Source organism: Kitasatospora sp. NPDC029312, from assembly GCF_055569215.1.
In genome coordinates this window covers 136,679-162,552 of sequence record NZ_JBVHXY010000002.1, presented here as the reverse complement: position 1 = coordinate 162,552, position 25,874 = coordinate 136,679, and the positions used below count along the sequence as shown (strand labels likewise).

The following is a 25,874-nucleotide window of genomic DNA, read 5'->3' as shown; positions in this document are numbered from 1 at the left end:
CGTCGTTTTGCCCACCCGGGTAATAGGCTGGAAGCAGTCAGCCCGTTACCGACATCTCTGGAAGGACCGCCGTGGAGCTCGCCTCGTATGCCGATCTCGCCGTTCGGCTGGTGAACACCGAGGAGCCCGAGCGCGGCACCGACACGCTGACCTCCGTGGACGCGGTGCGCGCCCTGTTCTCCGACTCCTCGCGGGCCGCCGCGCTGGCCGACGAGTCCGACGTGCCGCGCCTGCGGGGCGTGCGGACCAGGCTGCGCGGAGTGTTCGAGGCCGCCGCCGAAGGGGACGAGGCCCGGGGCGTCGACCTGCTGAACAGCCTGCTGATGGAGTACCCCGTCAGCCCGCTGGTCTCCGGGCACGACTACCTGGACGACGCCGGCCGGCCGCGCTGGCACCTGCACCTCGCCGACAACTCACCGACCGCCACCGCGCACTTCAGCGCCGTCGCCTGCATGGGCCTGGCGGTGCACCTGACCGAGCTGGGCGCCGACCGGCTCGGCATCTGCCAGGCGGCGCCCTGCCGCAACGCCTATCTCGACACCTCCACCAACCGCTCCCGCCGCTACTGCTCGGACCGCTGCGCGACCCGCGCCAACGTGGCCGCCTACCGGGCCCGCAAACGCCAGGAGGCCGAGGCGGCGCTCAACGCCGGGCAGCCGTAGCGGCAGGACGCCGGGCGGGAGGGCTCAGAGGTCCTCGACCCACACCCCGAGGCGGCGGGCCAGGCCCGGCAGCCGGGCCAGCGGCGGGCTCAGCACCAGCCGCTCCAACCGGCGGCCCGGCGCCAGCCAGGCCGGGCGCGGGCGCAGCCGCAACAGCACCCGGCCGAGCACCAGGTCGTCCGGGACCGGGCCGTAGCTGCGGCTGTCGCTGTCCACCGGCCGGTTGTCGGACAGCAGCCACCAGCCCTTCGGCCGGCGCTCGGCGGCCCGCTTCACGACCAGCAGGTCCTGCTGGAAGGGGTGCCGGAACAGCACCACCGCGCCGGGCCGGATCGGCGCACCGTAGCGGACCAGCAGTTGGTCGCCCTCGCGCAGGGTCGGGATCATCGACGGCCCCGAGACGTCGACCAGCCCGAACGGCACCGCACCGCCGGCCGCACCCCCGGCCGCACCGCCGTCTTCCGGCTCCCTGCTCCACGCCACGACTCCTCCTCCCGGACGGCCCGACACCAGTCTGCCGTACGGACCGTCATCCGTTCGGTGTCCGGATTACCCCGGTTCCGGGTCCGTCTTTCGCCCTAGGCCCACCGCCCGATCGCGAAACCGGGAGGGCGGAAGGGTAATCTCGGGCGCGGGAAGACGATCTAAGGAAGGACTCCCATGTTCTCTCGTCTGTTTGCACCGCGTGCCACCGCCCACGCCCACTGTGACCTGCCCTGCGGCGTGTACGACCCGGCGCAGGCCCGGATCGAGGCCGAGTCGGTCAAGGCCACCCAGGAGAAGTACCAGGCCAACGAGGACCCGCACTTCCGCGCCCGCGCCATCATCATCAAGGAGCAGCGCGCCGAGGCCGTCAAGCACCACATCTCGGTGCTGTGGAGCGACTACTTCAAGGCCCCGCACTTCGAGAAGTACCCGCAGCTGCACAAGCTGATCAACGACACCCTGAAGGCCGCCTCGGCCGCCAAGGCGTCCACCGACCCGGCCACCGGCCAGGCCCTGCTGGACCTGATCGCCGAGGTCGACAAGATCTTCTGGGAGACCAAGCAGGCCTGAGCCTGACGCGTCGCCACCCGGCCGCCCCCGTCCGCCCGTCGGACGGGGGCGGTCGTGCGTTCACGGGCGGTCCGCAGCCGGCCCGCGTCCCGCCCGCATCCCGCCCGGGGCCCGCCGGCGCGGGGGGCGACCCCCGCCCGGTAAGGACTGCCTAGCCTGAGTGCCTGTTATGCTGCCAGGGCGTCCGAGGGGGGAAGTCCGGTGCGAATCCGGCGCTGACCCGCAACGGTGAGCGCGGCCCGGGGCACCCCCCGTCCGCGCCAGTCCGATCGCCCCCGGTCGCTGAACTCCCGACAACTCGCCGTGGACTGCGAGGGGAGGGCGCCCGGGCACACCCCGGCCGGCGCCCGCCCCGGCACGCCCGCGGCCCGAGGCAAGGCGCGGCCCCACGTGCACAGCAGTTCGCCCGTTCGCCGAATACCCGCCCTCCCGCTCGCCGCGGGTCTCGCCGTCGCCCTGCTGCTGTCCCTGGTCTGCGGGGTCGCGCTCGGCGCCGCCGGAATCGAACTCCCGCGGGTGCTGCGGCTGCTGGGCGCCGGGCTGACCGGCGGCCGGCTGGACGCGTCCGAGGCCGCCGGCTACGCGATCGTCTGGGAGATCCGGCTGCCGCGCACCGTCCTGGCCGCGGTGGTCGGCGCCGGGCTGGCCGCCACCGGCGTCGCCGTCCAGGCCCTGGTGCGCAACGCGCTCGCCGACCCGTTCGTCCTCGGCATCTCCTCCGGCGCGGCCGTCGGCGCCAACGCCGTCCTGCTGTTCGGCGCCTTCGCCTCGCTCGGGGTGTGGGCGATCTCCGCCTCCGCCTTCGCCTCCGCGCTGGTCGCCATGGCACTGGTCTACGTCGCGGCGCGCACCGCGTACGGCCTGACCCCGCTGCGGCTGGTGCTCACCGGCACCGCCCTCTCCTACGGCTTCTCCGCCGCCACCACCCTGATGGTCTTCGCCGCCGACCGCGGCGAGGCCGCCCGGGCCGCCATGATGTGGCTGCTCGGCAGCCTCGGCGGCGCCACCTGGGGCTCGGTGCCGATCGCGGCCTGCACCGTCCTGGCCGGGCTGGCCCATCTCCTGTGCGCCGCCGGCCGGTTGGACGCGCTCGCGATGGGCGACGAGACCTCCGCCTCGCTCGGCGTGGACCCGGACCGGCTGCGCCGGGAGCTGTTCGCCGTCACCGCCGCCGTCACCGGGACGGTGGTCGCGGTCAGCGGGGCGATCGGCTTCGTCGGACTGCTGGTGCCGCACCTGGCCCGGATGCTGGTCGGCGCCGGCCACCGCCGGGTGCTGCTGGTGGCGCCGCTCGCCGGGGCCCTGCTGCTGGTCTGGGTGGACATCGCCTCGCGTACCCTGCTGGCGCCCGCCGAGCTGCCCGTCGGCGTGTTCACCGCGGTGCTCGGGGTGCCGGCCTTCCTGCTGCTGATGCGCCGTCGCGGCCAGGCCCTGGGAGGCCGCTGATGTCGCGCACCGAACCGGCCGGGGGCGCCGAGGCGCTGGCCGTCGACGCCGTCTCGGTGGAGCTGGCCGGGGCCCGGCTCGTCCACGAGGTGAGCCTGGAGGCCGCCGCCGGGCAGCTGGTTGGCCTGATCGGGCCGAACGGCAGCGGCAAGTCGACCCTGCTGCGCTGCGTCTACCGGGTGCTGCGGCCGGCCGGCGGAGCCGTCCGCCTGGGCGGCGACGACCTGCACGCGCTCACCGCCCGCGAGTCGGCCCGGCGGGTGGCCGCGCTGTCTCAGGAGCACTCCGCCGAATTCGACTTCACGGTGGCCGAGGTGGTCGCCATGGGCCGGCTGCCGCACCGCCGCGGCCTGGGCGGCCCGACCGACGCGGACCGGCTGCGCTGCGCCGAGGCGCTGGGCAGGGTCCGGGCCGGGCACCTCGCCGACCGCGGCTTCCTGAGCCTGTCCGGGGGAGAGAAGCAGCGGGTGCTGATCGCCCGGGCGCTCGTCCAGGAGCCACGGCTGCTGGTGCTGGACGAGCCCACCAACCACCTGGACATCGCCCACCAGTTGGAGGTGCTGGCGCTGGCCAGGGAGGCCGGGCCGACGGTGCTCACCGCCCTGCACGACCTCAACCTGGCGGCGAGCCACTGCGATCTGCTGTACGTGCTGCGGGCCGGCCGGATCGTCGCCTCCGGGCCGCCCCACGAGGTGCTCCGGCCCGACCTGCTGGCCGAGGTGTTCGGTGTCCGGGCCACCCCCGTACGGCATCCGGGGACCGGCGCCCTCCAGCTGCTGTTCGACCGCCTGCCCTGACCTGCCCGAAGCCTGCTCGAAGACCGTTCGAGACTGCCGAGACCGCTCGAAGACCGCTCCGATCCGAAAGAAGTGACGTGCGCACCAAGGCCGTTGCCGCTGCCGCCCTGCTCACCCTCGGGCTCACCGCCTGCGGCGCCGAGATCGCTCCGGGCCCGGCCGCCACCGCCTCCCCCCACTACCCGGTGACGATCGACAACTGCGGGGAGAAGCTCACCTTCTCGCACAAGCCCGCCCGGGTGGTGACCAACGACGTCAACATGGCCGAGCTGATGTTCTCCCTCGGCCTCGCCGACCGGATGGCCGGCTACGTGATGCCGGACGACAAGGGCCGGGTCGACCGGGTGGCCTGGAAGGACGGCTACCAGCAGACCAGTTGGCTCTCCAAGAAGACGCTCACCAAGGAGATCGCGCTGGACGCCGGGGCCGACCTGGTGTTCGCCGGCTGGCACTACGGCTTCGACGAGGGCAGCGGCGTCACCCCCCAGGCGTTCAAGGCGCTCGGGATCGACTCCTACGTGCTCAGCGAGTCCTGCCGCAGCGGCAACGGCACCGAGCGCGGGGTGATGGACCCGCTGGACGCGCTCTACACCGACCTGGCCAACCTCGGTGAGGTCTTCGACGTCAGGGACCGCGCCGACCGGCTGGTCGCCGACTTCCGGGCGAGCATCGCCGCCGTCCCGCAGACCGGCCACCGCCCGTCGGTCTTCCTGTACGACAGCGGGCAGGACAAGCCGTACACCGCCGGGAAGTTCGCCGCCGCCGACCGGATCATCGACAAGGCCGGCGGGGCCAACGTCATGGGCGACCTCGCCGACAGCTGGGTCACCGCCGGCTGGGAGAGCGTGGTGCGGCGCGACCCCGAGGTGATCGTGATCAACGACTACGCGACCCCGAGCGCCGAGGAGAAGCGCGCGTTCCTCAAGTCCTTCCCGCCGCTGGCCGGCGTCTCCGCGATCAAGAACGACCGGATCGTGGTCCTGGACTACGCGGACCTGGTCGAGAGCCCGCGCAATCCGGCGGCGATCACCACCCTGGCCGCCTACCTGCGCACCGTCCCGGCCCGCTGACCGGCCTCCGCCCGGCGCTGTCCAGCCTCGGACCGGCGCCTCCCCGGCGTGTGCCCGGCCGCTGCCGCCCCGGTCGAACCCCTCCGGTCGGGCGTACGCTCGGAGTACGAGCCGACGGACCGACCGGAGGAACGAGACCATGACCACCATGGCGGCGCCGTCCGCCTTCGACACCCGGGCACTGCGCGAAGGCATCGAGCGCTGCGACGCCGAGGCCCTGCTGGCGCTGTACGCCGAGGACGCGGAGCTGCGCGTGGTCGACCGCAAGACCCAGCCCAGCCACCCCCTGGTGATGCACGGGCGGGACGAGATCGGTGCCATGCTGAACGACGTCTACGGCCGCGAGATGACCCACAAGCTGGAGCAGGTGGTCGTCCAGGAGGACCACGTCGCCTTCCTGGAGTCCTGCCGCTACCCCGACGGCGTGCGGGTGCTGATGGCTTCGATGGCCGACCTGCGGGACGGCCGGATCGTCGACCAGACCTCGGTCCAGGCCTGGGACGAGCCGGGGCCGGAGCAGTAGGCTCGCGGCATGATCCGCACCGCCGTCGTCACCGACGTCCCCGTCATCCTGAGCATGATCCGCGAACTCGCGGAGTACGAGAAGGCGCCGCGGGAGGCGGTGGCCACCGAGGAGCAGCTGCGTGAGGCCCTGTTCGGCGCGAACCCCGCGCTGTTCGGCCTGATCGCCGAGGACGACGCCACCGGCGAACCGGTCGGCTTCGCGGTCTGGTTCCTCAACTTCTCGACCTGGCGCGGCACCCACGGGATCTACCTGGAGGACCTGTACGTCCGCCCGCAGGCCCGCGGCGGCGGCCACGGCAAGGCGCTGCTGCTGGAGCTCGCGCGGATCGCCGTCGAGCGCGGCTACGCGCGGGTGGAGTGGTCGGTGCTGGACTGGAACCAGCCCTCGATCGACTTCTACAAGTCGCTCGGCGCGGTGCCGATGGACGAGTGGACCGTCTACCGGCTCACCGGCGAGGCGTTGACCGCCGCCGCCGGCCGTTGAACGTCCGGAGCCGGCTTCCGGCGCGGCAGCGTCCGGGAAGTCGCTGAGAAGACGGTGAGAAGTCGCTGATCCGACCGCTGAGTACGGGAAAAGCCCCTGCCACCCAGCGTCGCAATGCCTTACCATGAGTAACTCTCGCACCGGGGTGCGGAGCACACGCAGCGAAGGCGGACCAGCGGCATCGGCGCCGCCCTTCGAGGGGTGGCAAGGCGCCCCTCTACGGGTAGCACAGGTACCAACCAAGCACAGCGCGTCACCCAGGAGGCAAGGGTGTCCCAGATCGACAGCGATCTCGGAGTTCAGGACTTCGTGGAGGTCCGGCTGCCCGCGGCGGGGGCTTACCTCTCCGTGCTGCGGACAGCGACCGCCGGGCTTGCGGCCCGGTTGGACTTCACCCTCGACGAGATCGAGGACCTGCGGATCGCGGTGGACGAGGCCTGCGCCATCCTGCTCCAGCAGGCGGTGCCCGGGTCCGTGCTGTCCTGCGAGTTCCGCCTGGTCGGCGACTCGTTGAAGGTGACGGTCTCCGCTCCCACCACGGACGGCAAGGCGCCCGAACGGGACACCTTCGCCTGGACGGTGCTCTCCGCACTGGCCGGTGAGGTCGACTCCTCGGTCGGCGAGGACAAGACGGTCTCGATCAGCCTGCACAAGAAGCGCGGCGGCTCCACCGCCCACTAGCCGGCCCCGAGCAGCACCCTGCAAGGGCCGTCCGCCGCTCCCCCACCGGGGGCTCGGCGGGCGGTTCCCGGTACCGCTCCCATGCGGTACGACCAACGAGACGATGCCGGGGCCGACGGCCCCGGCGCTCCCGGAACGGAACGGGGGAATGGCCGTGAGTGATCTGGACCGTACCGGCCTCGCGACGGCGGGCCCTGCCGTACCGACCCAGGCGAGCGTTCCCGGCCTCGCCGCCAACGACGAAGCGCACCCGAAGGACGCCCACCGGATGAGCCACCCGACCGAGCCGACGTCTGAGCCGACGCCCGCCTCCGCGCCCCCGCCGGACCCGGCGGACGGGGCGGTGGAGCTGCACGGCGCCGTGCCCGCCCAGGTCTCGCACCGCACCGGCGCCCCGGACCGGGAGGCCGCCCGCGCGCTGTTCGTCCGACTGTCCGCGCTGCCCGACGGCTCCCCGGAGCGCGTCGAGCTGCGCAACCAGCTGGTGCGGATGCACATCCCGCTGGTCGAGCACCTGGCCCGGCGCTTCCGCAACCGCGGCGAGCCGCTGGACGACCTCACCCAGGTCGCCACCATCGGGCTGATCAAGTCGGTGGACCGCTTCGACCACGAGCGCGGGGTCGAGTTCTCGACCTACGCGACGCCGACCATCGTCGGCGAGATCAAACGGCACTTCCGCGACAAGGGCTGGGCGGTGCGCGTCCCGCGCCGCCTCCAGGAGCTGCGGCTGTCGCTCACCACGGCGACCAGCGAGCTCTCCCAGCGGCACGGCCGCTCCCCCACGGTGCACGAGCTGGCCGAGCACCTGGGGATCTCCGAGGAGGACGTCCTGGAGGGCCTGGAGTCCGCCAACGCGTACTCCACGCTGTCCCTGGACGTCCCGGACAGCGACGACGAGTCGCCGGCCGTGGCGGACACCCTGGGCGCCACCGACGAGGCGCTGGAGGGCGTCGAGTACCGCGAGTCGCTCAAGCCGCTGCTGGCCCAACTGCCGCCCCGCGAGCAGAAGATCCTGGTGCTGCGGTTCTTCCGGAACATGACCCAGTCGCAGATCGCCGCCGAGGTGGGGATCTCCCAGATGCACGTGTCCCGGCTGCTGGCGCGGACCCTCGCCCAGCTGCGGGAGAAGCTCCTCGTGGAGGAGTAGGACTGACGGCCGCTCAGCTCCCGCTGCCGCGGCCGCCCGGCCCGCCAGGACCCCGGCGGCCCTGTGTGCTCAGCCCTCGTGCTGGGCGTACAGGGCCGCCGTCGACTTCGGGTTCAGCAGCGCGCCGATGCCCACCAGGCCGAGCAGGCCCACCACCGCGCCGACCGCGATCATCGCGCCGCCGCTCTGCACCATGTAGTAGGCGACCGGCAGGCAGATCGAGTTGGTCAGCACGGCCGGGCTGCGGCCCCAGCGGCGCTCCTTGAGCAGCGCCCGGGCGGCCAGGACCGGCAGCACGCCGAGCAGGACGATGACCAGGCCGCCGAACTCGTTCAGGGCCAGCTGCTTGGCCTGGCCGGACACCGCGGACACCATGTCCGAGATGCCGACGACGGCCAGCGCGGCGCCCTCCAGGGCGGTGATGACGGCGCCCAGGGTGAGCGGAACCGGGCGGGCGGGTGCGGGGGCGGGGGTTTCTGCGGTCACTCCAGCAGGGTAGCCGCCGCCTGGTCCGTACCGACCCGTAGGCTTTCCCCATGCGCGCTCTCCTGGTCGTGAACCACAAGGCCACCACCACCAGTGGCCGGACCAGGGACGTACTGATCCACGCGCTGCGCAGCGACCTCAAGCTGGAGGTCGCCGAGACCAAGTACCGGGGCCACGCGCGCGACCTGGCCCGCGAGGCGGCGCAGGACGGCACGGTCGACCTGGTGGTGGCCCTGGGCGGCGACGGCACGGTCAACGAGGTGGTGAACGGGCTGCTGGCGCACGGCCCGGGCGAGAAGGTCCCGCGACTGGCCGTGGTGCCGGGCGGTTCGACCAATGTGTTCGCCCGCGCGCTGGGTCTGCCCAACGATCCGGTGGAGGCCACCGGCGCCCTGCTGGACGCGTTGGAGCACGGCCGCGAACGGCCGATCGGGCTGGGCAAGGCGATGACCGAGGGGCTGCCGGACCGCTGGTTCACCTTCACTGCCGGCCTCGGCTTCGACGCCGGGGTGGTCGGCCGCGTCGAGGAGCAGCGCCGGGCCGGGCGGAAGTCCACCCACGCCCTGTACGTCGGGCAGGCGGTCCGGCACTACTTCACCCAGCGTGAGCAACGCCGAAAAGGCCCGGTGACCCTGGAACTACCGGGCCGCCAGGCCGTGCCGGGCCTCGTCCTGGCGATAGTCAGCAACACCTCGCCCTGGACGTTCCTCGGCAACCGTCCGGTCTACCCCTCGCCCCTCGCCTCCTTCGACACGGATCTCGACGTCTTCGGCATCACCCTGATGACGGCGTTCGGAACCGCTCGAACGGTCCGTCAGATCCTGCGGTCGCACGCGCCTTCGAGCGATGGCGCCCCGCCCGCCGGCCCGTCCGGAAAGCACGTCGTCTCCTATCACGACGTCAGGCACTTCACCTTGGTTTCGCAGGAACCCGCCCCCTTCCAGGTCGACGGGGACCATCTTGGAGACCGGAGGCGGGTCAGTTTCACAGGCGTACGGCGGGCACTGCGTGTGATTGTGTGACCGGAAGGGGGCTTCGCCCTTGTTCTCGAACGCACAAGCCCCCTTCACTCCATAGAAGTACTGGCTGTGAGCTAGGCGACACCGAAGAATCAAAAATTCCTCCCCGAAGGGGGTTGTATCCGAGCCCGAGGTTTGCGAACCTCTACATGGCGATCGGGACACATCGCAGCGACGGCACCTCCGGAACCACAGGAGCGCCGACCGCGGAGTGTCCCTCGAATCGCCGAATCCCCCTAGCGCAGACCACCCGGGCCCGGTGGGCCTTTGGTCTCTTTTGCTGTTGTGGGATTCGTGAAAGCGTTCACATTCACAAGCCATTCGATTATGCCGATCGGGTCCACCCCCGCGGCAGGAGGAGTTGGACGACCATGGACTGGCGCCACCGCGCTGTCTGCCGCGAAGAGGACCCGGAGCTGTTCTTCCCGATCGGGAACACCGGTCCTGCTCTGCTGCAGATCGAGGAAGCCAAGGCCGTGTGCCGCCGCTGTCCGGTGATGGAGCAGTGCCTCCAGTGGGCTCTCGAGACCGGTCAGGACGCCGGCGTCTGGGGCGGTATGAGCGAGGACGAGCGTCGCGCGATGAAGCGCCGTGCCGCCCGCAACCGCGCCCGCACCGCCTGATCAGCTCCGCCTGATCACACGCCGTAGCAGTAGCACCAACCGCAGTACCGATCAACACATGATCAAAGGCTTCCCTGCACCTCCTGGTGAAGCCTTCCGCACCAAGTGCCTTGCCTGGCGAGGCTCCGCGACACCGGACCGTCCAGCCACTTGATACTGTTCACTTAGAGCAATATCGTGGAGCTGAGGCGCTCACCGTGTGCAACGCACCGGCCCCAGTGTCGCACCACCCAGAGCCCCCGTTCCGGCCGACTCCCCCCGACGGCCGGAACGGGTTGAGAGGCCCTGTCGACCCACCCCCCCCGGTCGACAGGGCCTCGTTTCTGTCTCCGCCCGGCTCCGGCTGTCTCCGCCCGTGTCCGGCCGCCCCCGCCTGTCTCGGCCCGCGTCGCCCGTCCGGCCTGTCCGCGTGTCCAGCGTGTTTTCGTCCGGTTCCCCGCCGCGGGCGCCGGGCGCGCGCAGTGGCCACCCGGCGCTTACGCCGAATGCACGCCCCTGCCACGCACCCGGGTGCCTCAGCGGACGGGGATCTCCAGGATCACCTTGGTGCCGCCGTTCGGGCCGGCCACCATGTCGAACGTCCCGCCGAGCTCCCCGGTGGCCAGCGTCCGGACGATCTGCAGACCGAGGTTCCCCGCCGTCTTCGGGTCGAACCCCTCCGGCATGCCGCGGCCGTCGTCCTGGACGGTGATCAGCAGGTACTCCTCCGGCGGGGCGCCGCCGTTCCAGCTGTCCGACCAGCCCATCCCGGTCGCCGGGGCCCGGCCGCGGAGGGCGCTCACCTCCAGGTTCCCGGAGGCCGTCGGGCCGAACGCGTGCTCCAGGGCGTTCTGCAGCAGTTCGGTCAGCACCATCGACAGCGGGGTCGCCACCTCGGCGGACAGGATGCCGAAGCTCCCGCTCCGGCGGGTCGCCACCCGGCCGTCCTGGGACAGCTCCATCACCATCGCCAGCACCCGGTCGGCGATCTCGTCGAAGGCCACCCGCTCGTCCAGCCCCTGCGAGAGCGTCTCGTGCACGATCGCGATGGAGCCGACCCGGCGCACCGCCTCGTCCAGCGCGGCCCGGCCGGACTCCGACTCCATCCGGCGGGACTGCAGCCGCAGCAGGGCGGCGACGGTCTGCAGGTTGTTCTTCACCCGGTGGTGGATCTCCCGGATGGTGGCGTCCTTGGTCATCAGTTCGCGGTCGCGGCGGCGCAGCTCGGTGACGTCCCGGCAGAGCACCAGGGAACCGGTCAGCGTGCCCTTGGGCTTGAGCGGGATGGCGCGCACCGTCACCACTCCGCCCTGCGCCTCCACTTCGGTCTGCCGGGGGGCCCAGCCGCTGGCCAGCTTCACCAGCGCCTCGTGGACGGCCGAGCGGGACGGCGGGACGAGGTCGGCGGTGGCCCGGCCGAGGTGGCTGCCGACCAGGTCGGTGGTGAGGCCGAGCCGGTGGTAGGCGGAGAGGGCGTTCGGGCTGGCGTAGGTGACGATGCCGTCCGCGTCCAGCCGGATCAGGCCGTCGCCGACCCGGGGCGCGGCGTCCATGTCGGCCTGCTCGACGCCCGGGAACGGGAAGCTGCCGGCGGCGATCATCTGGGCCAGGTCGGAGGCGCTCTGCAGGTAGGTGAGCTCCAGCCGGCTGGGGGTGCGGACGGTCAGCAGGTTGGTGTTGCGGGCGATCACCCCGAGCACCTTGCCCTCGCGCCGGACCGGGATGGACTCGACCCGGACCGGGACCTCCTCGCGCCACTCCGGGTCGCCCTCGCGCACGATCCGCCCCTCGTCGAAGGCGGCGTCCAGCAGCGGGCGGCGGCCGCGCGGGACGAGGTGGCCGACCATGTCGTCCTGGTAGGAGGTGGGGCCGGTGTTGGGCCGCATCTGCGCCACCGAGACGTAGCGGATGCCGTCCCAGGTGGGGATCCACAGCACCAGGTCGGCGAAGGAGAGGTCGGAGAGCAGCTGCCACTCCGAGACCAGCATGTGGAGCCATTCCACGTCGGCCCCGGTGAGGGTGGTGTGGCGGCGGACGAGTTCGTTCAGCGAGGGCACATGGCGAGGGTAGCGCCGCCGCTCGGGGGCGGGCGCGGCGGACCGGCGGCCGGCCGGGAGCGGGCCGGCGGCTGCGGGCCAGGGGTTCCGGGCGGGCCAGAGCGGGGCCCGTTCGCATCCGGCGGGTTGTTTAGACCAATTTTCGGGCCGGCCTGGACAACTCAGATTGGTCTAGTCCACAATGAAAGGGCACCAAGGAGAGGCCACCGCGCAACTGCCCTGACCGCGCGCGGCCCCTCCTCGGTCGGACGCCGCCGAGCGAGGACCCCGCACAGTCCTCGCCCGACCCCGGTGCCCGACGACAGCTCCGGGCTGCGGTGCCGCACGGGTTGAGGGTCCCGTGTCGGCGCCGTGGCCCGTAGTGCTGCCCGGGCCCCTCCCCGCGGTTCCTCCCCTTCTCCGGACCATGTCCCGCCGCTCAGGCGACCGGCTCCCCGTCCACAGCCTGTGGACGGGGAGCCGGTTCGCGCGCGGCCGTCAGTGGGTCTCGGTGACCTTGGCCAGGGCGCGCGGGGCGTCCGGGTCCTGGCCCCGGGCGATGGTCACCTCGTAGGCCAGCTGCTGCAGCGGCAGGATCTCCAGGATCGGCTGGACCTCCTCGGGCACGCCGGGCGGCAGCGCGAAGCCCGCCGAGGCGGCGTCCACCTGGGCCTGCTGGCCGATCACCACGAGGTCCGCACCGCGCCCGCGCAGCCGGTCCAGCACCGGCTGCAGGGCCTCGCCGCCCTTGCCGTCCGGGACGATCGCGATGACCGGTGAGACGTTGTCCACCATGGCCAGCGGACCGTGCAACAGGTCGGCGCCGGAGAACGGGCTGGCCGGGATGTACGTCGTCTCCATCAGCTTGAGCGCCGCCTCGCGGGCCGTCGGGTAGCCGTAGCCGCGCGAGGTGATGACCAGGCGCTGGGCGAAGCGGTAGCGCTCGGCCAGCGCCCTCACCTCGGACTGCCGCTCCAGTACCCCGGCGGCCAGGGCCGGCAGCCCGGCGGCGGCCGAGCCGTCCCCGCCGCGCAGCCCCTCGACCAGCAGGTAGAGCGCCAGCAGCTCGGCGGTGTACGTCTTGGTGGCCGGAAGTGCCTTCTCCGGTCCGGCCAGCACGTCGATGTGGAACTCGGAGACCTCGGCCAGCGGCGAGTCGGGGTTGTTGGTGACCGCGAGGGTGATCGCCCCGGCCTCGCGGGCGGCCTTGGTGGAGGCGACCAGGTCGGGCGAGCCGCCGGACTGGCTGACGGTGATCACCAGGACGTCGGTGAGGTCCGGCTTGGCGCCGTAGGCGGTGGTGGTGGACATCGAGGTCAGGCCGGCCGGCTTGCCGAGCAGGATCTCGATCAGGTACTTGGCGTAGAGCGCCGCGTTGTCGGACGTGCCGCGCGCGGTCAGCAGGACGAAGCGGGGGCTGCGGGCGGCGATCGCGCCCGCGATCGCGCGGATCTTCGGCGCCCCCTCGTCGAGGATGCGCCGCAGGACGGCCGGCTGCTCGGCCATCTCCGCCGCCATGATCCGGCCGGGAACGGAAACAGTCTGCGGGTCGGACATCTGGGTGTGCCTCCGATGAGATGGGTCGACCCCGCCCGGGCGGTCGCCCGACGGGGACCTCTACGGCGGCGAGTCCGCACACTCGCTGCGTCTGTCCTGGATTCCTCTGGTTCCGGTTTCCTGGTTTCCTCTGGTCCTGGTTTGCTGGCGCAATCTTACGAGGGCGGCCGCGGCCCAGCACCCCTGAACCTCCCCGCCGCGCGGTCCTCGCGACGGTTCGGCGGGAGCGTGCGGGGGGGGCGTGCGGGGGGGCGGCCGGCGACGGCGTTCCGGTGTCAGGAAGCGTTGTTGATCAGCTGGTCGATCGCGGCGTCGGCGTCCCTGGTGGCCTGGTCCACGGACTTGCCCTTGAGGATCGCGGCCAGCATGTCCGGGATGATCTTCTGCTTCTCCACCGCGCCCCAGCCGGGGGCCAGCGGGGTGAACCAGGCGTCCGGGACGGCGTTGGCGGCTGCGGCGGTGGTGGCCTTGTTCCGCAGCGGGTTCAGCTGGGTGAGGTTGTTCGGGAGGATGTCCTTGTCGGCCAGCGCCTGCTCGGACTTGGCGCTGGTGAACATCCGGATCCAGTCGGTGGCCGGCGCCACCTGCGGGGACTTGGCGGTGACCGCGAGGTCGGAGCCGCCGATGAAGGTGGGCAGCGGCTTGCCGTCCGGGCCGGGCATGGTGGCCACCTTGACGGCGTCCTTGAGGCTCGGGTCGCCGGTGACGGGCGCGGTCACGCTGGCCGCCTCGAAGCCGTTGCCGTAGAAGGCGGCGGCGTGCCCGCGGGCCATCGACTCGAACTGGTTCTGCTCGTTCACCGTCAGGTCGCCCTTGTTGTACTTGCGCACCAGGTCGGCGAAGTGGCCGATGCCCTGCTGGGACTTGGGGTCGTGCAGGGTGCCGTGCCAGTTGCCGGAGCTGTCGAACTTGGCGATGCTGCCGCCGTACGCGGCGACGTAGCTCATCGCGGCGTACCAGTACGGGCCGGGCAGGTACAGCGGTGAGAAGGTCCGGTCGGACTTGTTCCGGTCCGCGATCCGGTCCAGCGCGGCCAGCAGGTCGCTCTCCGTCCTGGGGAAGTCCGCGCTGCCGGTGGCCTGTTGGAAGGTGGCGGAGTTGTAGATGGCGACCCGGGCGCCGGCGTAGTACGGCACGCACCACAGCTTGTCCTGGTAGGTGCAGGTGTTGGCGAGCGCCTTGATCCAGCTGTCGGAGTTGTCGAAGGTGGTGCGGTCGACCGGGGCGAGGGCGCCGGAGAGCACGTACTTCATGGTCTCGGTGTTGCCGAGCTCGACCACGTCGGGGGCGCTGCCGTCGGCGAGGGCCTTGTCGAGCTTGCCGACCTTGTCGGCCCAGCCCTGGTAGACCAGCTTGAGGCTGACGCCCGGGTACTTCGCCGCGAACTCGTCGTCGACCCGCTGCACGAGGTCGGGCCAGTTCTTCTGGGCGTCGTCCATCAGCCAGACGGTCACGGTGCCGGTGGCGGACTTCGGGTCGGCGGAGGAGCCCTTGCCGTCCGCCGAGGGCGAGCCGGACGAGGAACAGGCCGTCAATGCGGCCGCCAGGGCGGCGATCGCGAGCGCGGACACGAGCTGACGCTTCATCACGCCATCCTCCGAGGGTGTTCAAGAACGGTGATGCCCGCCGACAGCGTGATTGGCGCCCGCGGCGGAGAGTCCGGGCGGGACGGCGAAGAGCTTCGAGGAGGGCGCGATACCACATCCGGCGACGTCCACGTCAGAACCGGATGCATGGACTCTGGCCTAGACCAAGTGTGGTGTCAACGGCCAACAGGCCTTGCCACCACGGCCGTTGCAGAGCCGTTGTACCGCGTGGCGATCAGTCGCCGGGCCGTCACCCTCGGTGGGACTTAAGGGGGATTTAAGCCCTGCTTGAGGGAGCGGAAACGGAACGGGCCCGTCATGCGACACGCGCATGACGGGCCCGTCGGCCGACGCCTCCCGGCCCGGCCGGTGACGTCTCGTCCGTCGGTTCAGCCGATCGCTCCCGGCTGCCCGGTGAGCACCTCCACGGCCGCCAGCCCGCAGACCCGGGCCGCGCCGTGGGTGGAGATGTGCAGCGCGCCGATCGGCTCCGACTGGGGCAGCCCCATCTCCACCACCGCGGCGTCCGGCCGGGCTGCCACCAGCCGACCGAGCGCGGCGGACATCCAGGCGTGCCGGTGCGCGTCCCGGACCACCAGCACCAGGCGGCGGCCCTCGGCGCCGGCCACCAGCTCGGCGACCAGGGCGTCCAGCAGCTCCGGGGCGGCCTCGGCGGCCGCCACCTCACGGGTGCGGGTGCCGGGGAAGCGGTCGGCCAGCATCCCGGCCACGCCCCAGGGGGTGACGTCTCCGACCGCGATGTTCGGCTCGTCCGAGAACGAGGCCACGTACGGGCGTTCGCTCACCGGCAGCACCTCGCGGCCCGGCGCCCGGACCACCCTCAGCGCCCGGCGCGCGGCTCGCAGGCCGACCGCGAGGTCCGGCTCCGCCCGCTCGCCCTGGGCCGCGATCCGGCCCCAGCTGCCCAGCGCCCGGACCCGGTCGGCCGCGTCGGCGAGCCGCTCCTCGGTGAGCTTGCCGGAGCGCACGCCCGCCACGATGGCGTCGCGCAGCATCAGCACCGTCTCCTCGTCGGCCAGCCCGCCGCCGACGCAGATCGCGTCGGCGCCGGCCGCCAGGGCCAGCACGGTGCCCTCGCCCATCCCGAAGGTGTCGGCGATGGCCCCCATCTCGATCGCGTCGCTGACGATCAGGCCCTGGTAGCCGAGGCCGCCGTCGGCCGGGGCGGCCCGCAGCAGGTCGCGCAGCACCGTCGGGCTCAGGGTGGCCGGCAGCTTCGGGTCCAGCGCCGGGATCATGATGTGGGCGGTCATCACGGCCTTGGTGCCGGCCGCGATGGCGGCCTGGAACGGCACCAGGTCGCGGGCGCGCAGCACGTCCAGGTCGACGTCGATGACCGGCAGGCCGTGGTGGGAGTCCACGGCGGTGTCGCCGTGGCCGGGGAAGTGCTTGGAGCAGGCGGCCACGCCGGCCGACTGCAGGCCCTCCACCCAGGCGGCGGTGTGCCGGGCGCACAGCTCGGGGTCGGCGCCGAAGGACCGGACGCCGATCACCGGGTTGCGCGGGTTGGAGTTGACGTCGGCGGTGGGCGCCCAGTTGTAGTTGACGCCGGCCGCGGCCAGCGCCCGGCCCAGCTCGCGGGCCACGTCCCGGGTGAGCGCCGGGTCGTCGATCGCCCCGAGCGCGAGGTTGCCGGGCCAGGAGGAGCCGGAGCCCGCCTCCAGCCGGGTGACGTCGCCGCTCTCCTCGTCGATGGCGATCAGCAGGTCGGGGTTCTCCGCGCGCAGCGCGCGGGTGAGCGCGGAGAGCTGGTCGAGATCGACCACGTTGCGGTCGAACAGGGCGACCGAGCCGAGACCGGCGGCCAGGTGGCGGCGCAGCCAGGCCGGCGGCTCGGTGCCGACGAAGCCGGGCTGCAGGACGGTCAGGGCGTCGCGGTGCAGCTGGTCGCTGTCCGGGGCGGTGGGAACGAGGATGCTCACGTGGCTCAGCCCTTCACGGCGCCGTCGGTGAGACCGCCGACCGCCTTGCGCTGCAGGAAGATGAACAGGATCAGCACGGGGATGGCGAACATCGTGGAGGCCGCCATGGTGGCGCCCCAGTCGTTGCCGAAGGCCGTCTTGAAGGAGGACAGCCATAGCGGCAGGGTCTTGCCCTGCTCCTTGTTCAGCCACAGCACGAGCGGGAACTCGTTCCACGCCGTGATGAAGCCGAACAGCGAGGTCGACATCAGCCCGGGGGCCAGCAGCGGGAAGATCACCTTCACGAAGGCCTGGGTGCGGGTGCAGCCGTCGACCATGGCCGACTCCTCCAGCTCCTTGGGCACGGCGGCGATGAAGCCGCGCAGCGTCCAGATGGTGAAGGGCAGGATCATCATCATGTAGAAGAGGGTCAGCGGCAGCAGGCTGTTCAGCAGGTCGTTGTCCCGGGAGATGATGTACGCCCCGATGGTCATGACCTCCCAGGGCGCCATCTGCGCCATCATGATCACCAGGACGAAGGTCTTGCGGCCGCGGAACCTCATCCGGGCGATCGCGAAGGACGCCAGGGTCGCGATCACCAGCGAGATCAGCACCGCGCCGACGGTGACGGTGATGCTGTTGGTGGTGTACGTCCAGAAGTCCGGGGCGTTCACCGCGGTGGTGAAGTGCTGGAAGGTCCCGTCGAAGGGGATGAAGACCGGCGTCTTGCTGATGATGTCGCGGTCCTGCTTGAACGCGGTCGCGATCATCCAGTAGACGGGGAAGATGAAGAAGACGATGAGGACGACCGCGATCACGTTCGGCCAGGTACGTCCGAAGAGAGAGCGCCTCACAGCTCGTCCTCCTGCTTGATCATGATGCGGAAGTAGTACGCCATCAGCACGCCCAGCATCAGGATGGTGAGCACCGCGATCGCGGCGCCGACGCCGTAGTGCTGGCTGCCCGAGCCCTCCAGGAAGGCGTGGACGGGCAGGGTCCGGGTGAGCTTCTCGGGGCCGCCGCCGTTGATCGCGTAGACCTGGGTGAAGGACTTGAACACCCAGATGACTTCGAGGAAGGTCGTGGCCAGGAAGAACGGCTTCAGGTTGGGGAAGATCACCGCGCTGAAGATCTTCCGGGAGCCGGCGCCGTCCATCCGGGCGGCCTCGTACAGCTCCCTGGGAATCGTCGTCAGACCGGCGTACATGTTGAACGCCACGAAGGGGATCGACATCCAGACGATCAGCAGGATGACGACGAAGAAGGTCGAGTACTCGTCGCTCATCCAGTTGTAGTGCGCCATCGAGTGCCAGCCCAGCTGGTCCAGGAACCAGTTGACGACGCCCCACTGCTCGTCGAACAGCCAGGTGTAGACGGTGGTCGCGGCGACCACCGGCATGGCCCAGGCCATCAGCAGCGCGATCGACAGCGCCAGGCGCATCTTCTTGCCCAGGTGGTTGAGCAGCAGGCCGATCAGGGTGCCGCCGACCATGATCAGCACCACGTTGACCAGGGTGAAGACGACGGTGCGCCCGGTGACCGCCCAGAACTCCGGGTCGGTCAGCTGCTCCTTGTAGTTGTCGAAGCCGGTCCACTCGGTCAGGTGCAGGACCAGCTGGCGCCGGTTGAGGTTCTGGAACGACAGCAGGACGGTCTTCAGCAGCGGCCAGCCCAGCAGCAGGATGGTCGCCGCGACGGCCGGCAGCAGCAGCAGGTAAGGGGCGAGGCGCGTGCCCAGGCCCGGTCCGCTCGCGGATCTGGTGCGCTTCGGCGCGGCGCCCTCGGCCCCGCCGCCGGCGGCACTGGTGTCATTACCGGCCACAACGGCCTCCCCTGGCTCCGGGGACCGTGTCTGCACCCGCTCCGAATGCACAGCCATCGTTCTCACTTCCTCACAACCCGGCCACGACGGACGGGCGTCGCCCACCGGCCCCCCGCCGGGGGCCGGTGAGCGACGCCGCTCGATGCTTACTGCTTCTCGTTGAGCCGCTTGGCGATCTCGTCGTCGTACTTCTTCGCGGTGGCCGCGTAGTCGCCGCCCTGCAGGGCGGCGGTCAGGAAGTCCTTGATCGGGTTCGGCTTGTTCTCGACGCTGGCCCAGTTCGGGGTGTTCGGGGTGATCCCGCCGACGGCGGCGGCCGACTGGGCGGCCTTCGCGAAGTCACCGGCGAGCTGGCTGTTCAGCGCGGCCTTGTTCGGGATGTTCCCGGCGGCGGCGACCAGACCCTCGTTCTTGTCGTCGAGGGCGATCTTCAGGAAGTCCTTCGCCATGTCGGTGTTCTTGCTCTGCGAGGCGATCGCGAGGTTCGAACCGCCGAGGAAGACGCCGGAGGGCTTGTCGGCGGTCTTGCCCGGGAGCGGGAAGAAGCCGATCTTGTCCTTGGCCATGGTCTTCTCGTCCGGCAGCTCCCAGCCGAGGGCGATCATGGTGCCGACGTCACCCTTGCCGAAGACGTCCTTCTGCTGCGGGGTGGCCTCGTCCTTGTCCTTCGGGCCGGTGGCGGAGTAGCCCTGGAGCTTCTTGTAGGTCTCGAAGGCCTTCTGCGCCTCGGGCGAGGACAGGCCGCCGACCCACTTGTCGCCGTCCTTCTTGGCGATCTTGCCGCCCTCACCGGTGAGCAGACCGAAGTAGGTGTACCACTCCTGGCCCGGGAGGTAGATCGGGTCGGTGACGCCCGGGGTGGCCTTCAGCTTGTCCAGGTCGGCGTAGAACTCGTCCAGGGTCTTCGGGGCGTCGGTCAGGCCGGCCTTGGCCCACAGGTCCTTGTTGTAGGCGACCACGCGGTTGGAGACCCACCACGGGGCGGCGTACTGCTTGCCGTCCAGGATCGCGGCCTCGTTCTGGTTGGCGGCCCAGCTGTCGCCGCCCAGGGCGGACTTGTCCTTGGTGATGTCCAGCAGACCGCCCGAGGCGGCGTAGCCGGCGGTCTGGGTGTTGCCGACCTCCAGGACGTCGACCGAACCCTCGGAGAGCGCGGCGGTGATCTTCGGACCGATGTCGGTCCACTCCTGGGTCTGGAAGTCGACCTTCGAACCCGGGTAGGTGGTCTCGAACTCGGTCTTGACCGCGTCGGTCCAGCCCTTGGGGGCCGAGCCGGTCATGGTCCACACCTTGAGCGTCTTGCCCTTGTACTTGTCGGCGGCCGAGGCGGAGGACGACTTCGAGTCGCCGTCCTTCTTGCCGTCCGAGCCGCAAGCCGCCAGGCCGACGACCATTGCTGCGACGCCGACCGCCGCGATGAGCTGACGCTTCACGCCATCCTCCTGAGGGATGCCTGGGTTACCCCCGTCGGGCGGCAGCGGCAGGCCCACGCGAAGCGGGAGGAAAGGTGCCGCGGACCCCTTCGAACGGGTGGGGGGATTCATCGTTACCGGCCTAGTGGTGTAGACCAGATGCCTGGAGCTTGGCCTAGACCAATGGGCCTGTCAACGGCTGTTCGACCGATCCCGACCACCCGTTATCAAGCCGACACCGCACATCGTTCATCGCGTGATGAGGTATTCGTTCCGTAGCCATACATGCAACGATGTGAGCCGTTAACGATGTGGCGGGGCTGTAAAGGGCTCCGCGAGAAGCGGGAGAACGGTCCGATGAGCAGCGACGGGGGAACCACCGCCCAGGTCGACGACCCCGAGGTGAACAACCTCCCGGCGCCCGGCGCCGACCCGACCGCGCGCGTCCCCAAGTACTACGGCCTCAAGCGCCACCTCCTCCAGCTGACCGAGACCCAGCCCGCCGGCACCCCGGTCCCGCCCGAGCGCGCCCTGGCCGCCCAGTTCGACACCTCGCGCACCACCGTCCGCCAGGCCCTGCAGGAACTGGTCGTCGAGGGCAGGCTGGAGCGCATCCAGGGCAAGGGCACCTTCGTGGCAAAGCCCAAGGTCGCCCAGGCCCTGCAACTCACCTCCTACACCGAGGACATGCGCGCCCAGGGCCTGGAGCCCACCTCCCGGCTGATCGAGATCGGCTACATCACCGCCGACGACCGGCTCGCCCCGCTGCTCGACATCAAGCCGGGTGGCCGGGTGCTGCGGATCGAGCGGCTGCGGCTGGCCAACGGCGATCCGATGGCGATCGAGGTCGCCCACCTGTCCGCCAAGCGCTTCCCCGCCCTGCGGCGCAACCTCGCCAAGCACAACTCGCTGTACGCGGCGCTGCGCGAGGTCTACGGGGTCACCGTGGCCGAGGCCGAGGAGACCATCGAGACCACCCTGGCCGACCCGCGCGAGGCCGGGCTGCTGGGCTCCGACCTCGGCCTGCCGATGCTCCAGCTGTCCCGGCACTCCTTCGACGCCGAGGGGGAGCCGGTCGAGTGGGTGCGGTCGATCTACCGCGGCGACCGCTACAAGTTCATCACCCGGCTGAAGCGGCCGGAGTAGGCGAACCCTCCGCTTCACGCCCCCTACGCACCTCGGGCACCGGCGCGCGCGACCCGCACGCCGGTGCCCGCTCCTGTCCGGATAGCGGAAAGTTGCGCCAATTCCGGTGACATGGATCACTCCATGCCCTAGATTGCGCAGCCGTACTGACTGCCGATCACCGATGGTGCTGCTCGGCGGGCTCACGGGGGTGCGCGACGGCTCCCGGGGCTGCGGCGCCGACGGGGAACCCTCCGGAGCGGAGCCGAAGATGCCGTCTGACCAAGCCCCCAGCAAACCTGTCATGCCCGAGCCAGCCGGGCGGTCCGTCCCGGCGGTGACCCCCGAACGGGTCCTGGCCGGGCTCGCCCTGCTCGTGCCGATCGTGGCGATGCTCTGGGTGTCCTCGTACGACAAGAACGACCCGGCGGTGGCCGGGATGCCGTTCTTCTACTGGTACCAGCTGCTCTGGGTGCCGGTCTCGGCGGTGTTCACCGTCGCCGCGTACCTGCTGATCAACCGGGACGAGAAGGCCCGCGCCGCGGCCCGCCGGGGCGGTGCGCGATGAAGGACGTCAACGTGCCGGCCCTCGTGGTCTTCGTGCTGTTCTTCGCCCTGGTCACCGCGATGGGCTTCCTCGCCTCCCGCTGGCGCCGCGCGGACGACGCGGCCCACCTGGACGAGTGGGGCCTGGGCGGACGCAGCTTCGGGACCTGGGTGACGTGGTTCCTGCTCGGCGGCGACCTCTACACCGCGTACACCTTCGTGGCCGTCCCGGCGGCGGTGTACGCGACCGGCGCGGCGGGCTTCTTCGCGGTGCCGTACACGATCATCGCCTACCCGCTGGTCTTCCTCTTCCTCCCCCGGCTCTGGTCGGTCTCCCGGGTGCACGGCTACGTGACCCCGGCCGACTTCGTCCGCGGCCGGTACGGCTCGCGGCCGCTGTCCCTGGTCGTCGCGCTGACCGGGATCCTGGCCACCATGCCGTACATCGCCCTCCAACTGGTCGGCATCCAGGCGGTGCTGGACGTGCTCGGGGTCGGCGGCGGCGCGAACGCCAACTGGTTCGTCAAGGACCTGCCGCTGTTCATCGCCTTCGGCGTGCTGGCCGCCTACACCTACTCCTCCGGCCTGCGCGCCCCGGCGCTGATCGCCTTCGTCAAGGACGCCCTGGTCTACATCGTGATCATCGTCGCGGTGATCTACATCCCGATCCGCCTCGGCGGCTACGGGCACATCTTCAGCGCGGCCGCGGACCACTTCAAGCAGACCAAGGCCGGCTCGCTGACCGTCCCCGACAACAAGCAGTGGACGTACGCGACGCTGGGCCTCGGCTCGGCGATGGCGCTGTTCATGTACCCGCACTCGGTGACCGGCGTGCTGGCCTCGAAGTCCCGCAACACCGTGCGCCGCAACATGGCGATCATGCCCGCCTACTCGCTGATGCTCGGCCTGCTGGCGCTGCTCGGCTTCATGGCGATCGCGGCGGGCGTCGGCGGCGGCGTCAAGGGCTACAACGCCCAGCTCTCGGTGCCGCAGCTGTTCGCGAACATGTTCCCGGACTGGTTCACCGGCGTGGCCTTCGCCGCGATCGGCATCGGCGCGCTGGTGCCGGCCGCGATCATGTCCATCGCCGCGGCCAACCTGTTCACCCGCAACGTCTACAAGGAGTGGCTCAAGCCCGCCGCCACCCCCGCCGACGAGACCCGGATCGCCAAGCTGGTCTCGCTGCTGGTCAAGGTCGGCGCGCTGGTCTTCGTGCTCGGCATGGACAAGCAGGCCGCGATCAACCTCCAGCTGCTGGGCGGCCTGTGGATCCTGCAGACCTTCGTGGCCATCGTCGGCGGCCTGTTCACCCGCTGGTTCCACCACTGGGCGCTGTTCGCCGGCTGGGCGGCCGGCATGGTCTACGGCACCTGGAAGACGTACGGCATCGCCAGCCCGGCCACCAAGCACTTCGGCGGCAACGCGGCCGAGATCCCCGGCATCGGCGAGATCGGCTACATCGGCCTGACCGCCTTCGCGCTCAACCTGATCGTCGCGGTGGCGCTGACCCTGGTGCTGCGGGCGGTCAAGGCGCCCGACGGCCCGGACGAGACCAAGCCGTCGGACTACAGCGCCGAGGCCGGCGACGACGAGCTCGAGAACGCGCCGGAGCCCGTAGCGGCGCACTGATTGCCGCCGCGCGCGCCCTGTGATCGTGCCGCCTTCTCCGTGAACACTGGAGGAGGCGGCGCGATCATATGTATGAACAGGCGTGCACGCTGGGCACCACCAGACCGGACCGGCGACCGGCCGGAACCTGATCGACCCACGGGGAGCTCGCGGCCATGGCAGAACTCGGTACCACCCTCAACGGCCAACACCAGTCCACCCAGAGCCCGCACCACCACGTCACCACCCACCGCCCGGCGGCGGCCACCCGGCTGCCGTCCGTGCTGATCGCCACCCGGCACGGCGAATCCACCGCCAACGTCGAGTTCCAGCTGGCCGAGGCCGTCGGCGCGCTCAGCGTCCCGATCAGCTGCCGGGACGCCGACATCCCACTGTCGCGGCGCGGCCGGCAGCAGGCCCAGGCGCTCGGCCGCTGGTGGGCCGCCCTGCCCGGCGCCGACCGCCCGCGCAGCGTCTGGTGCTCGCCGTACGTGCGCACCGCCGAGACCGCCCGGATCGCGATCGCCCAGGCCTGCGGCCTCGGCGCCGTCCCCGTCACGCCGGCCCTCCGCTACGACGAGCGGCTGCGCGACCGCGAGCTCGGCATCCTGGAGATGCTGCCGAAGGCCGCCATCGAGGCCAAGTACCCGGAGGAGGCGGCCCGGCGGCGCAAGATGGGCGAGCTGTACTACCGCCCGCCCGGTGGCGAGTCCTGGGCCGACGTCGCGCTGCGGGTGCGCAACCTGCTGCGGGACCTCTGCGAGGAGGAGGCCGGGCGGCCCGTCCTGCTGGTCGCCCACGACTGCACCGTGCTGATGCTGCGCTACGCGCTGGACCGCCTCACCGAGGCGCAGCTCACCGCGCTCGGGCCGGTGCACAACTGCTCCACCAGCCTGTGGCGGGCCCAGGAGGGGCGGCTGCGGCCGGACGGCTGGAACGCCGTGGACCACCTGGCCGGCTGACGGCTACGGCCGGCTGGCCGGCTGCGGGCTTACGGGCTGCGGGCTTACGGGCTGCGGGCTGCGGGCTTCCGGGCGCGTACGGGCTTGCGGGCCGACCGATCAGCAGGCGTCGGCGAAGCAGCGCCGGTACGCCAGCGGCGTGGTGCCCAGCCGGCGTCCGAAGTGGTGCCGCAGGGCGGCCGCGTTGCCGAAGCCGCAGCGCACCGCGATCACGTCCACCGACTCGGTGGTCGACTCCAGCAGCCGCTGGGCCAGCAGCACCCGCTGCCCCGTCAGCCAGCGGTGCGGGGTGGTGCCGGTCTCCTGCTGGAAGCGCCGGGCGAAGGTGCGCGGCGACATGTGCGCCCGGGCGGCCAGTTGCTCGACGGTGGCCTCCTCGTCGAGGTGGTGGCGCATCCAGTCGAGCAGCGGTGCCAGCGAGTCGCCGTCCCCCTCGGGCAGCGGCCGGTTCACGAACTGGGCCTGCCCGCCCTCCCGGTGCGGCGCCACCACCATCCGGCGGGCGATCGCCCGCGCCACCTCGGCCCCCTGCACCTTGCGCACCAGGTGCAGGCAGGCGTCGATGCCCGCCGCCGTGCCCGCCGAGGTGATCACCGGGTCGTCGTCGACGTACAGTACGTCCGGTTCGACCACCGTCTTCGGGAACCGCTCGGCCAGCTGCTCGCTGTGCCGCCAGTGGGTCGCCGAGCGGCGGCCGTCCAGCAGCCCGGCGGCGCCCAGCACGAAGGCGCCGCTGCAGATGGACAGCACCCGCCCGCCGTTCGCCACCACCCCCCGCAGCGCCTCCAGCAGCGGCTCCGGGTACCGCTCACGGATCCCGGAGGCCGTCACCACCGCCAGGTCCGCCCCGGCCAGCCGCTCGGGCCCGTACGGGACGTCCACCGCGAAGCCCGAGTGGGTCGCGTGCGGGCCTGGTCGGGCGCCGGCCACCGCGAAGTCGTACCCGGGCAGGCCGTCCGCGGTACGGTCCAGGCCGAACACCTCACAGGCCACGCCCAGTTCGAAGGGATGGACCTCCTCCAACACCACCGCGACGACGTTCTTCAGCATGCCGCCCAGCATGCCCCGGACGGCCGGGCGGGGGGAAGGCCCGCGGTGGCAGGATTTCGCGGCAAAAGGTCATTCCTGCCACTCGTGGGCACCCGCCCCGCCCGGCCACAGTGGTGTCCATGGAACCCGGCACCCTCGCAAGCGCACTCGCCCTGGCCGGCACCGTCGGCGGTTTCGGCCTGCTCGGCACCCTGATCGGCCGCGAACTCTCCCGCGGCGCCGCCACCGGCCGCGACAACCACCACCGCCCGGGCGGCTACCCGGCCGACCCCG

Annotated in this window: 25 protein-coding genes; 15 read left to right on the top strand and 10 right to left on the bottom strand. The window is 71.5% G+C overall.

Annotated elements, in window-relative coordinates; genetic code table 11:
• The first annotated feature begins 71 nt into the window (after positions 1 to 71).
• Complete coding sequence (locus ACZ4WV_RS02285; RefSeq protein ID WP_465741919.1) at positions 72 to 662, top strand: CGNR zinc finger domain-containing protein; 591 nt, start codon at positions 72 to 74, stop codon at positions 660 to 662.
• Between the two features lie 24 nt (positions 663 to 686).
• Here the strand turns inward: ACZ4WV_RS02285 and sodX are convergent, their stop codons facing one another.
• Positions 687 to 1,145 carry a nickel-type superoxide dismutase maturation protease gene (gene sodX, locus ACZ4WV_RS02280; protein WP_465741917.1) on the bottom strand — a complete coding sequence of 153 codons (459 nt, stop codon included), beginning with the start codon at positions 1,143 to 1,145 and terminating at the stop codon, positions 687 to 689.
• A 177-nt stretch (positions 1,146 to 1,322) separates the two neighbouring features.
• Here sodX and sodN point away from each other — a divergent pair, with 177 nt between their 5' ends.
• The 8 genes from sodN to ACZ4WV_RS02240 all read left to right on the top strand — a co-directional run bounded on the left by sodN (position 1,323) and on the right by ACZ4WV_RS02240 (position 7,868).
• The gene (sodN, locus tag ACZ4WV_RS02275) at positions 1,323 to 1,718 is read left to right on the top strand and encodes a superoxide dismutase, Ni (RefSeq protein WP_350747625.1); all 396 of its coding nucleotides are present in this window, start codon (positions 1,323 to 1,325) and stop codon (positions 1,716 to 1,718) included.
• A 390-nt stretch (positions 1,719 to 2,108) separates the two neighbouring features.
• Complete coding sequence (locus ACZ4WV_RS02270; RefSeq protein ID WP_465741914.1) at positions 2,109 to 3,164, top strand: FecCD family ABC transporter permease; 1,056 nt, start codon at positions 2,109 to 2,111, stop codon at positions 3,162 to 3,164.
• The gene (locus ACZ4WV_RS02265) at positions 3,164 to 3,961 is read left to right on the top strand and encodes an ABC transporter ATP-binding protein (RefSeq protein ID WP_465741912.1); all 798 of its coding nucleotides are present in this window, start codon (positions 3,164 to 3,166) and stop codon (positions 3,959 to 3,961) included. The genes ACZ4WV_RS02270 and ACZ4WV_RS02265 overlap by 1 nt, the downstream gene beginning before the upstream one ends.
• A gap of 77 nt (positions 3,962 to 4,038) precedes the next feature.
• Positions 4,039 to 5,031: an ABC transporter substrate-binding protein gene (locus ACZ4WV_RS02260; protein ID WP_465741910.1), complete on the top strand. Its 993-nt coding sequence runs from the start codon at positions 4,039 to 4,041 to the stop codon at positions 5,029 to 5,031.
• Positions 5,032 to 5,170: 139 nt separating this feature from the next.
• Positions 5,171 to 5,554 carry a nuclear transport factor 2 family protein gene (locus ACZ4WV_RS02255; RefSeq protein WP_465741908.1) on the top strand — a complete coding sequence of 128 codons (384 nt, stop codon included), beginning with the start codon at positions 5,171 to 5,173 and terminating at the stop codon, positions 5,552 to 5,554.
• Between the two features lie 9 nt (positions 5,555 to 5,563).
• Positions 5,564 to 6,040 (top strand): GNAT family N-acetyltransferase, encoded by a 477-nt coding sequence (locus ACZ4WV_RS02250; protein ID WP_465741906.1) that lies wholly within the window; start codon positions 5,564 to 5,566, stop codon positions 6,038 to 6,040.
• A 270-nt stretch (positions 6,041 to 6,310) separates the two neighbouring features.
• Positions 6,311 to 6,721: an ATP-binding protein gene (locus ACZ4WV_RS02245; RefSeq protein WP_465741904.1), complete on the top strand. Its 411-nt coding sequence runs from the start codon at positions 6,311 to 6,313 to the stop codon at positions 6,719 to 6,721.
• A gap of 268 nt (positions 6,722 to 6,989) precedes the next feature.
• Positions 6,990 to 7,868, top strand: a complete 879-nt coding sequence (locus ACZ4WV_RS02240) for an RNA polymerase sigma factor SigF (protein WP_465742166.1) — start codon at positions 6,990 to 6,992, stop codon at positions 7,866 to 7,868.
• Between the two features lie 69 nt (positions 7,869 to 7,937).
• Here ACZ4WV_RS02240 and ACZ4WV_RS02235 read toward each other — a convergent pair whose 3' ends face one another.
• On the bottom strand, positions 7,938 to 8,354 hold the full coding sequence (locus tag ACZ4WV_RS02235) for a hypothetical protein (protein ID WP_465741902.1): 417 nt from the start codon (positions 8,352 to 8,354) through the stop codon (positions 7,938 to 7,940).
• Positions 8,355 to 8,404: 50 nt separating this feature from the next.
• Between ACZ4WV_RS02235 and ACZ4WV_RS02230 the strand changes: the two genes are divergently transcribed.
• Positions 8,405 to 9,376 (top strand): diacylglycerol/lipid kinase family protein, encoded by a 972-nt coding sequence (locus tag ACZ4WV_RS02230; protein ID WP_465741901.1) that lies wholly within the window; start codon positions 8,405 to 8,407, stop codon positions 9,374 to 9,376.
• Positions 9,377 to 9,744: 368 nt separating this feature from the next.
• On the top strand, positions 9,745 to 9,996 hold the full coding sequence (locus ACZ4WV_RS02225; RefSeq protein WP_014138019.1) for a WhiB family transcriptional regulator: 252 nt from the start codon (positions 9,745 to 9,747) through the stop codon (positions 9,994 to 9,996).
• Positions 9,997 to 10,511: 515 nt separating this feature from the next.
• Here the strand turns inward: ACZ4WV_RS02225 and ACZ4WV_RS02220 are convergent.
• The 7 genes from ACZ4WV_RS02220 to ACZ4WV_RS02190 all read right to left on the bottom strand — a co-directional run bounded on the left by ACZ4WV_RS02220 (position 10,512) and on the right by ACZ4WV_RS02190 (position 20,331).
• Positions 10,512 to 12,032, bottom strand: coding sequence for a sensor histidine kinase (locus ACZ4WV_RS02220; RefSeq protein ID WP_465741899.1), 1,521 nt, complete (start codon positions 12,030 to 12,032; stop codon positions 10,512 to 10,514).
• A 477-nt stretch (positions 12,033 to 12,509) separates the two neighbouring features.
• On the bottom strand, positions 12,510 to 13,568 hold the full coding sequence (locus ACZ4WV_RS02215) for an SIS domain-containing protein (protein ID WP_465741897.1): 1,059 nt from the start codon (positions 13,566 to 13,568) through the stop codon (positions 12,510 to 12,512).
• Between the two features lie 275 nt (positions 13,569 to 13,843).
• Positions 13,844 to 15,154, bottom strand: a complete 1,311-nt coding sequence (locus ACZ4WV_RS02210) for an extracellular solute-binding protein (protein ID WP_465741895.1) — start codon at positions 15,152 to 15,154, stop codon at positions 13,844 to 13,846.
• A gap of 389 nt (positions 15,155 to 15,543) precedes the next feature.
• Positions 15,544 to 17,097 carry a glycoside hydrolase family 3 protein gene (locus tag ACZ4WV_RS02205; protein ID WP_465741893.1) on the bottom strand — a complete coding sequence of 518 codons (1,554 nt, stop codon included), beginning with the start codon at positions 17,095 to 17,097 and terminating at the stop codon, positions 15,544 to 15,546.
• 5 nt (positions 17,098 to 17,102) lie between these two features.
• Entirely contained in the window at positions 17,103 to 17,930 is an 828-nt protein-coding gene (locus ACZ4WV_RS02200) for a carbohydrate ABC transporter permease (RefSeq protein ID WP_465741891.1), read from the bottom strand.
• The gene (locus ACZ4WV_RS02195) at positions 17,927 to 18,955 is read right to left on the bottom strand and encodes a carbohydrate ABC transporter permease (protein ID WP_465741889.1); all 1,029 of its coding nucleotides are present in this window, start codon (positions 18,953 to 18,955) and stop codon (positions 17,927 to 17,929) included. Before ACZ4WV_RS02195 ends, ACZ4WV_RS02200 begins: the two co-directional genes overlap by 4 nt.
• Positions 18,956 to 19,044: 89 nt before the next feature.
• Complete coding sequence (locus ACZ4WV_RS02190; RefSeq protein WP_465741886.1) at positions 19,045 to 20,331, bottom strand: extracellular solute-binding protein; 1,287 nt, start codon at positions 20,329 to 20,331, stop codon at positions 19,045 to 19,047.
• Positions 20,332 to 20,667: 336 nt separating this feature from the next.
• On the opposite strand from ACZ4WV_RS02190, the gene ACZ4WV_RS02185 reads away from it, so the two are divergent.
• The 4 genes from ACZ4WV_RS02185 to ACZ4WV_RS02170 all read left to right on the top strand — a co-directional run bounded on the left by ACZ4WV_RS02185 (position 20,668) and on the right by ACZ4WV_RS02170 (position 24,551).
• On the top strand, positions 20,668 to 21,456 hold the full coding sequence (locus ACZ4WV_RS02185; protein ID WP_465741885.1) for a GntR family transcriptional regulator: 789 nt from the start codon (positions 20,668 to 20,670) through the stop codon (positions 21,454 to 21,456).
• A gap of 283 nt (positions 21,457 to 21,739) precedes the next feature.
• Positions 21,740 to 22,003, top strand: a complete 264-nt coding sequence (locus ACZ4WV_RS02180) for a DUF3311 domain-containing protein (RefSeq protein ID WP_465741883.1) — start codon at positions 21,740 to 21,742, stop codon at positions 22,001 to 22,003.
• The gene (gene mctP, locus ACZ4WV_RS02175; protein WP_465741881.1) at positions 22,000 to 23,610 is read left to right on the top strand and encodes a monocarboxylate uptake permease MctP; all 1,611 of its coding nucleotides are present in this window, start codon (positions 22,000 to 22,002) and stop codon (positions 23,608 to 23,610) included. The genes ACZ4WV_RS02180 and mctP overlap by 4 nt, the downstream gene beginning before the upstream one ends.
• Before the next feature lie 155 nt (positions 23,611 to 23,765).
• Positions 23,766 to 24,551, top strand: a complete 786-nt coding sequence (locus tag ACZ4WV_RS02170) for a histidine phosphatase family protein (protein ID WP_465741880.1) — start codon at positions 23,766 to 23,768, stop codon at positions 24,549 to 24,551.
• Between the two features lie 99 nt (positions 24,552 to 24,650).
• On the opposite strand, the gene ACZ4WV_RS02165 is transcribed toward ACZ4WV_RS02170, so the two are convergent.
• Positions 24,651 to 25,601 (bottom strand): helix-turn-helix domain-containing protein, encoded by a 951-nt coding sequence (locus ACZ4WV_RS02165; protein WP_465741878.1) that lies wholly within the window; start codon positions 25,599 to 25,601, stop codon positions 24,651 to 24,653.
• Positions 25,602 to 25,874 lie beyond the last annotated feature (273 nt).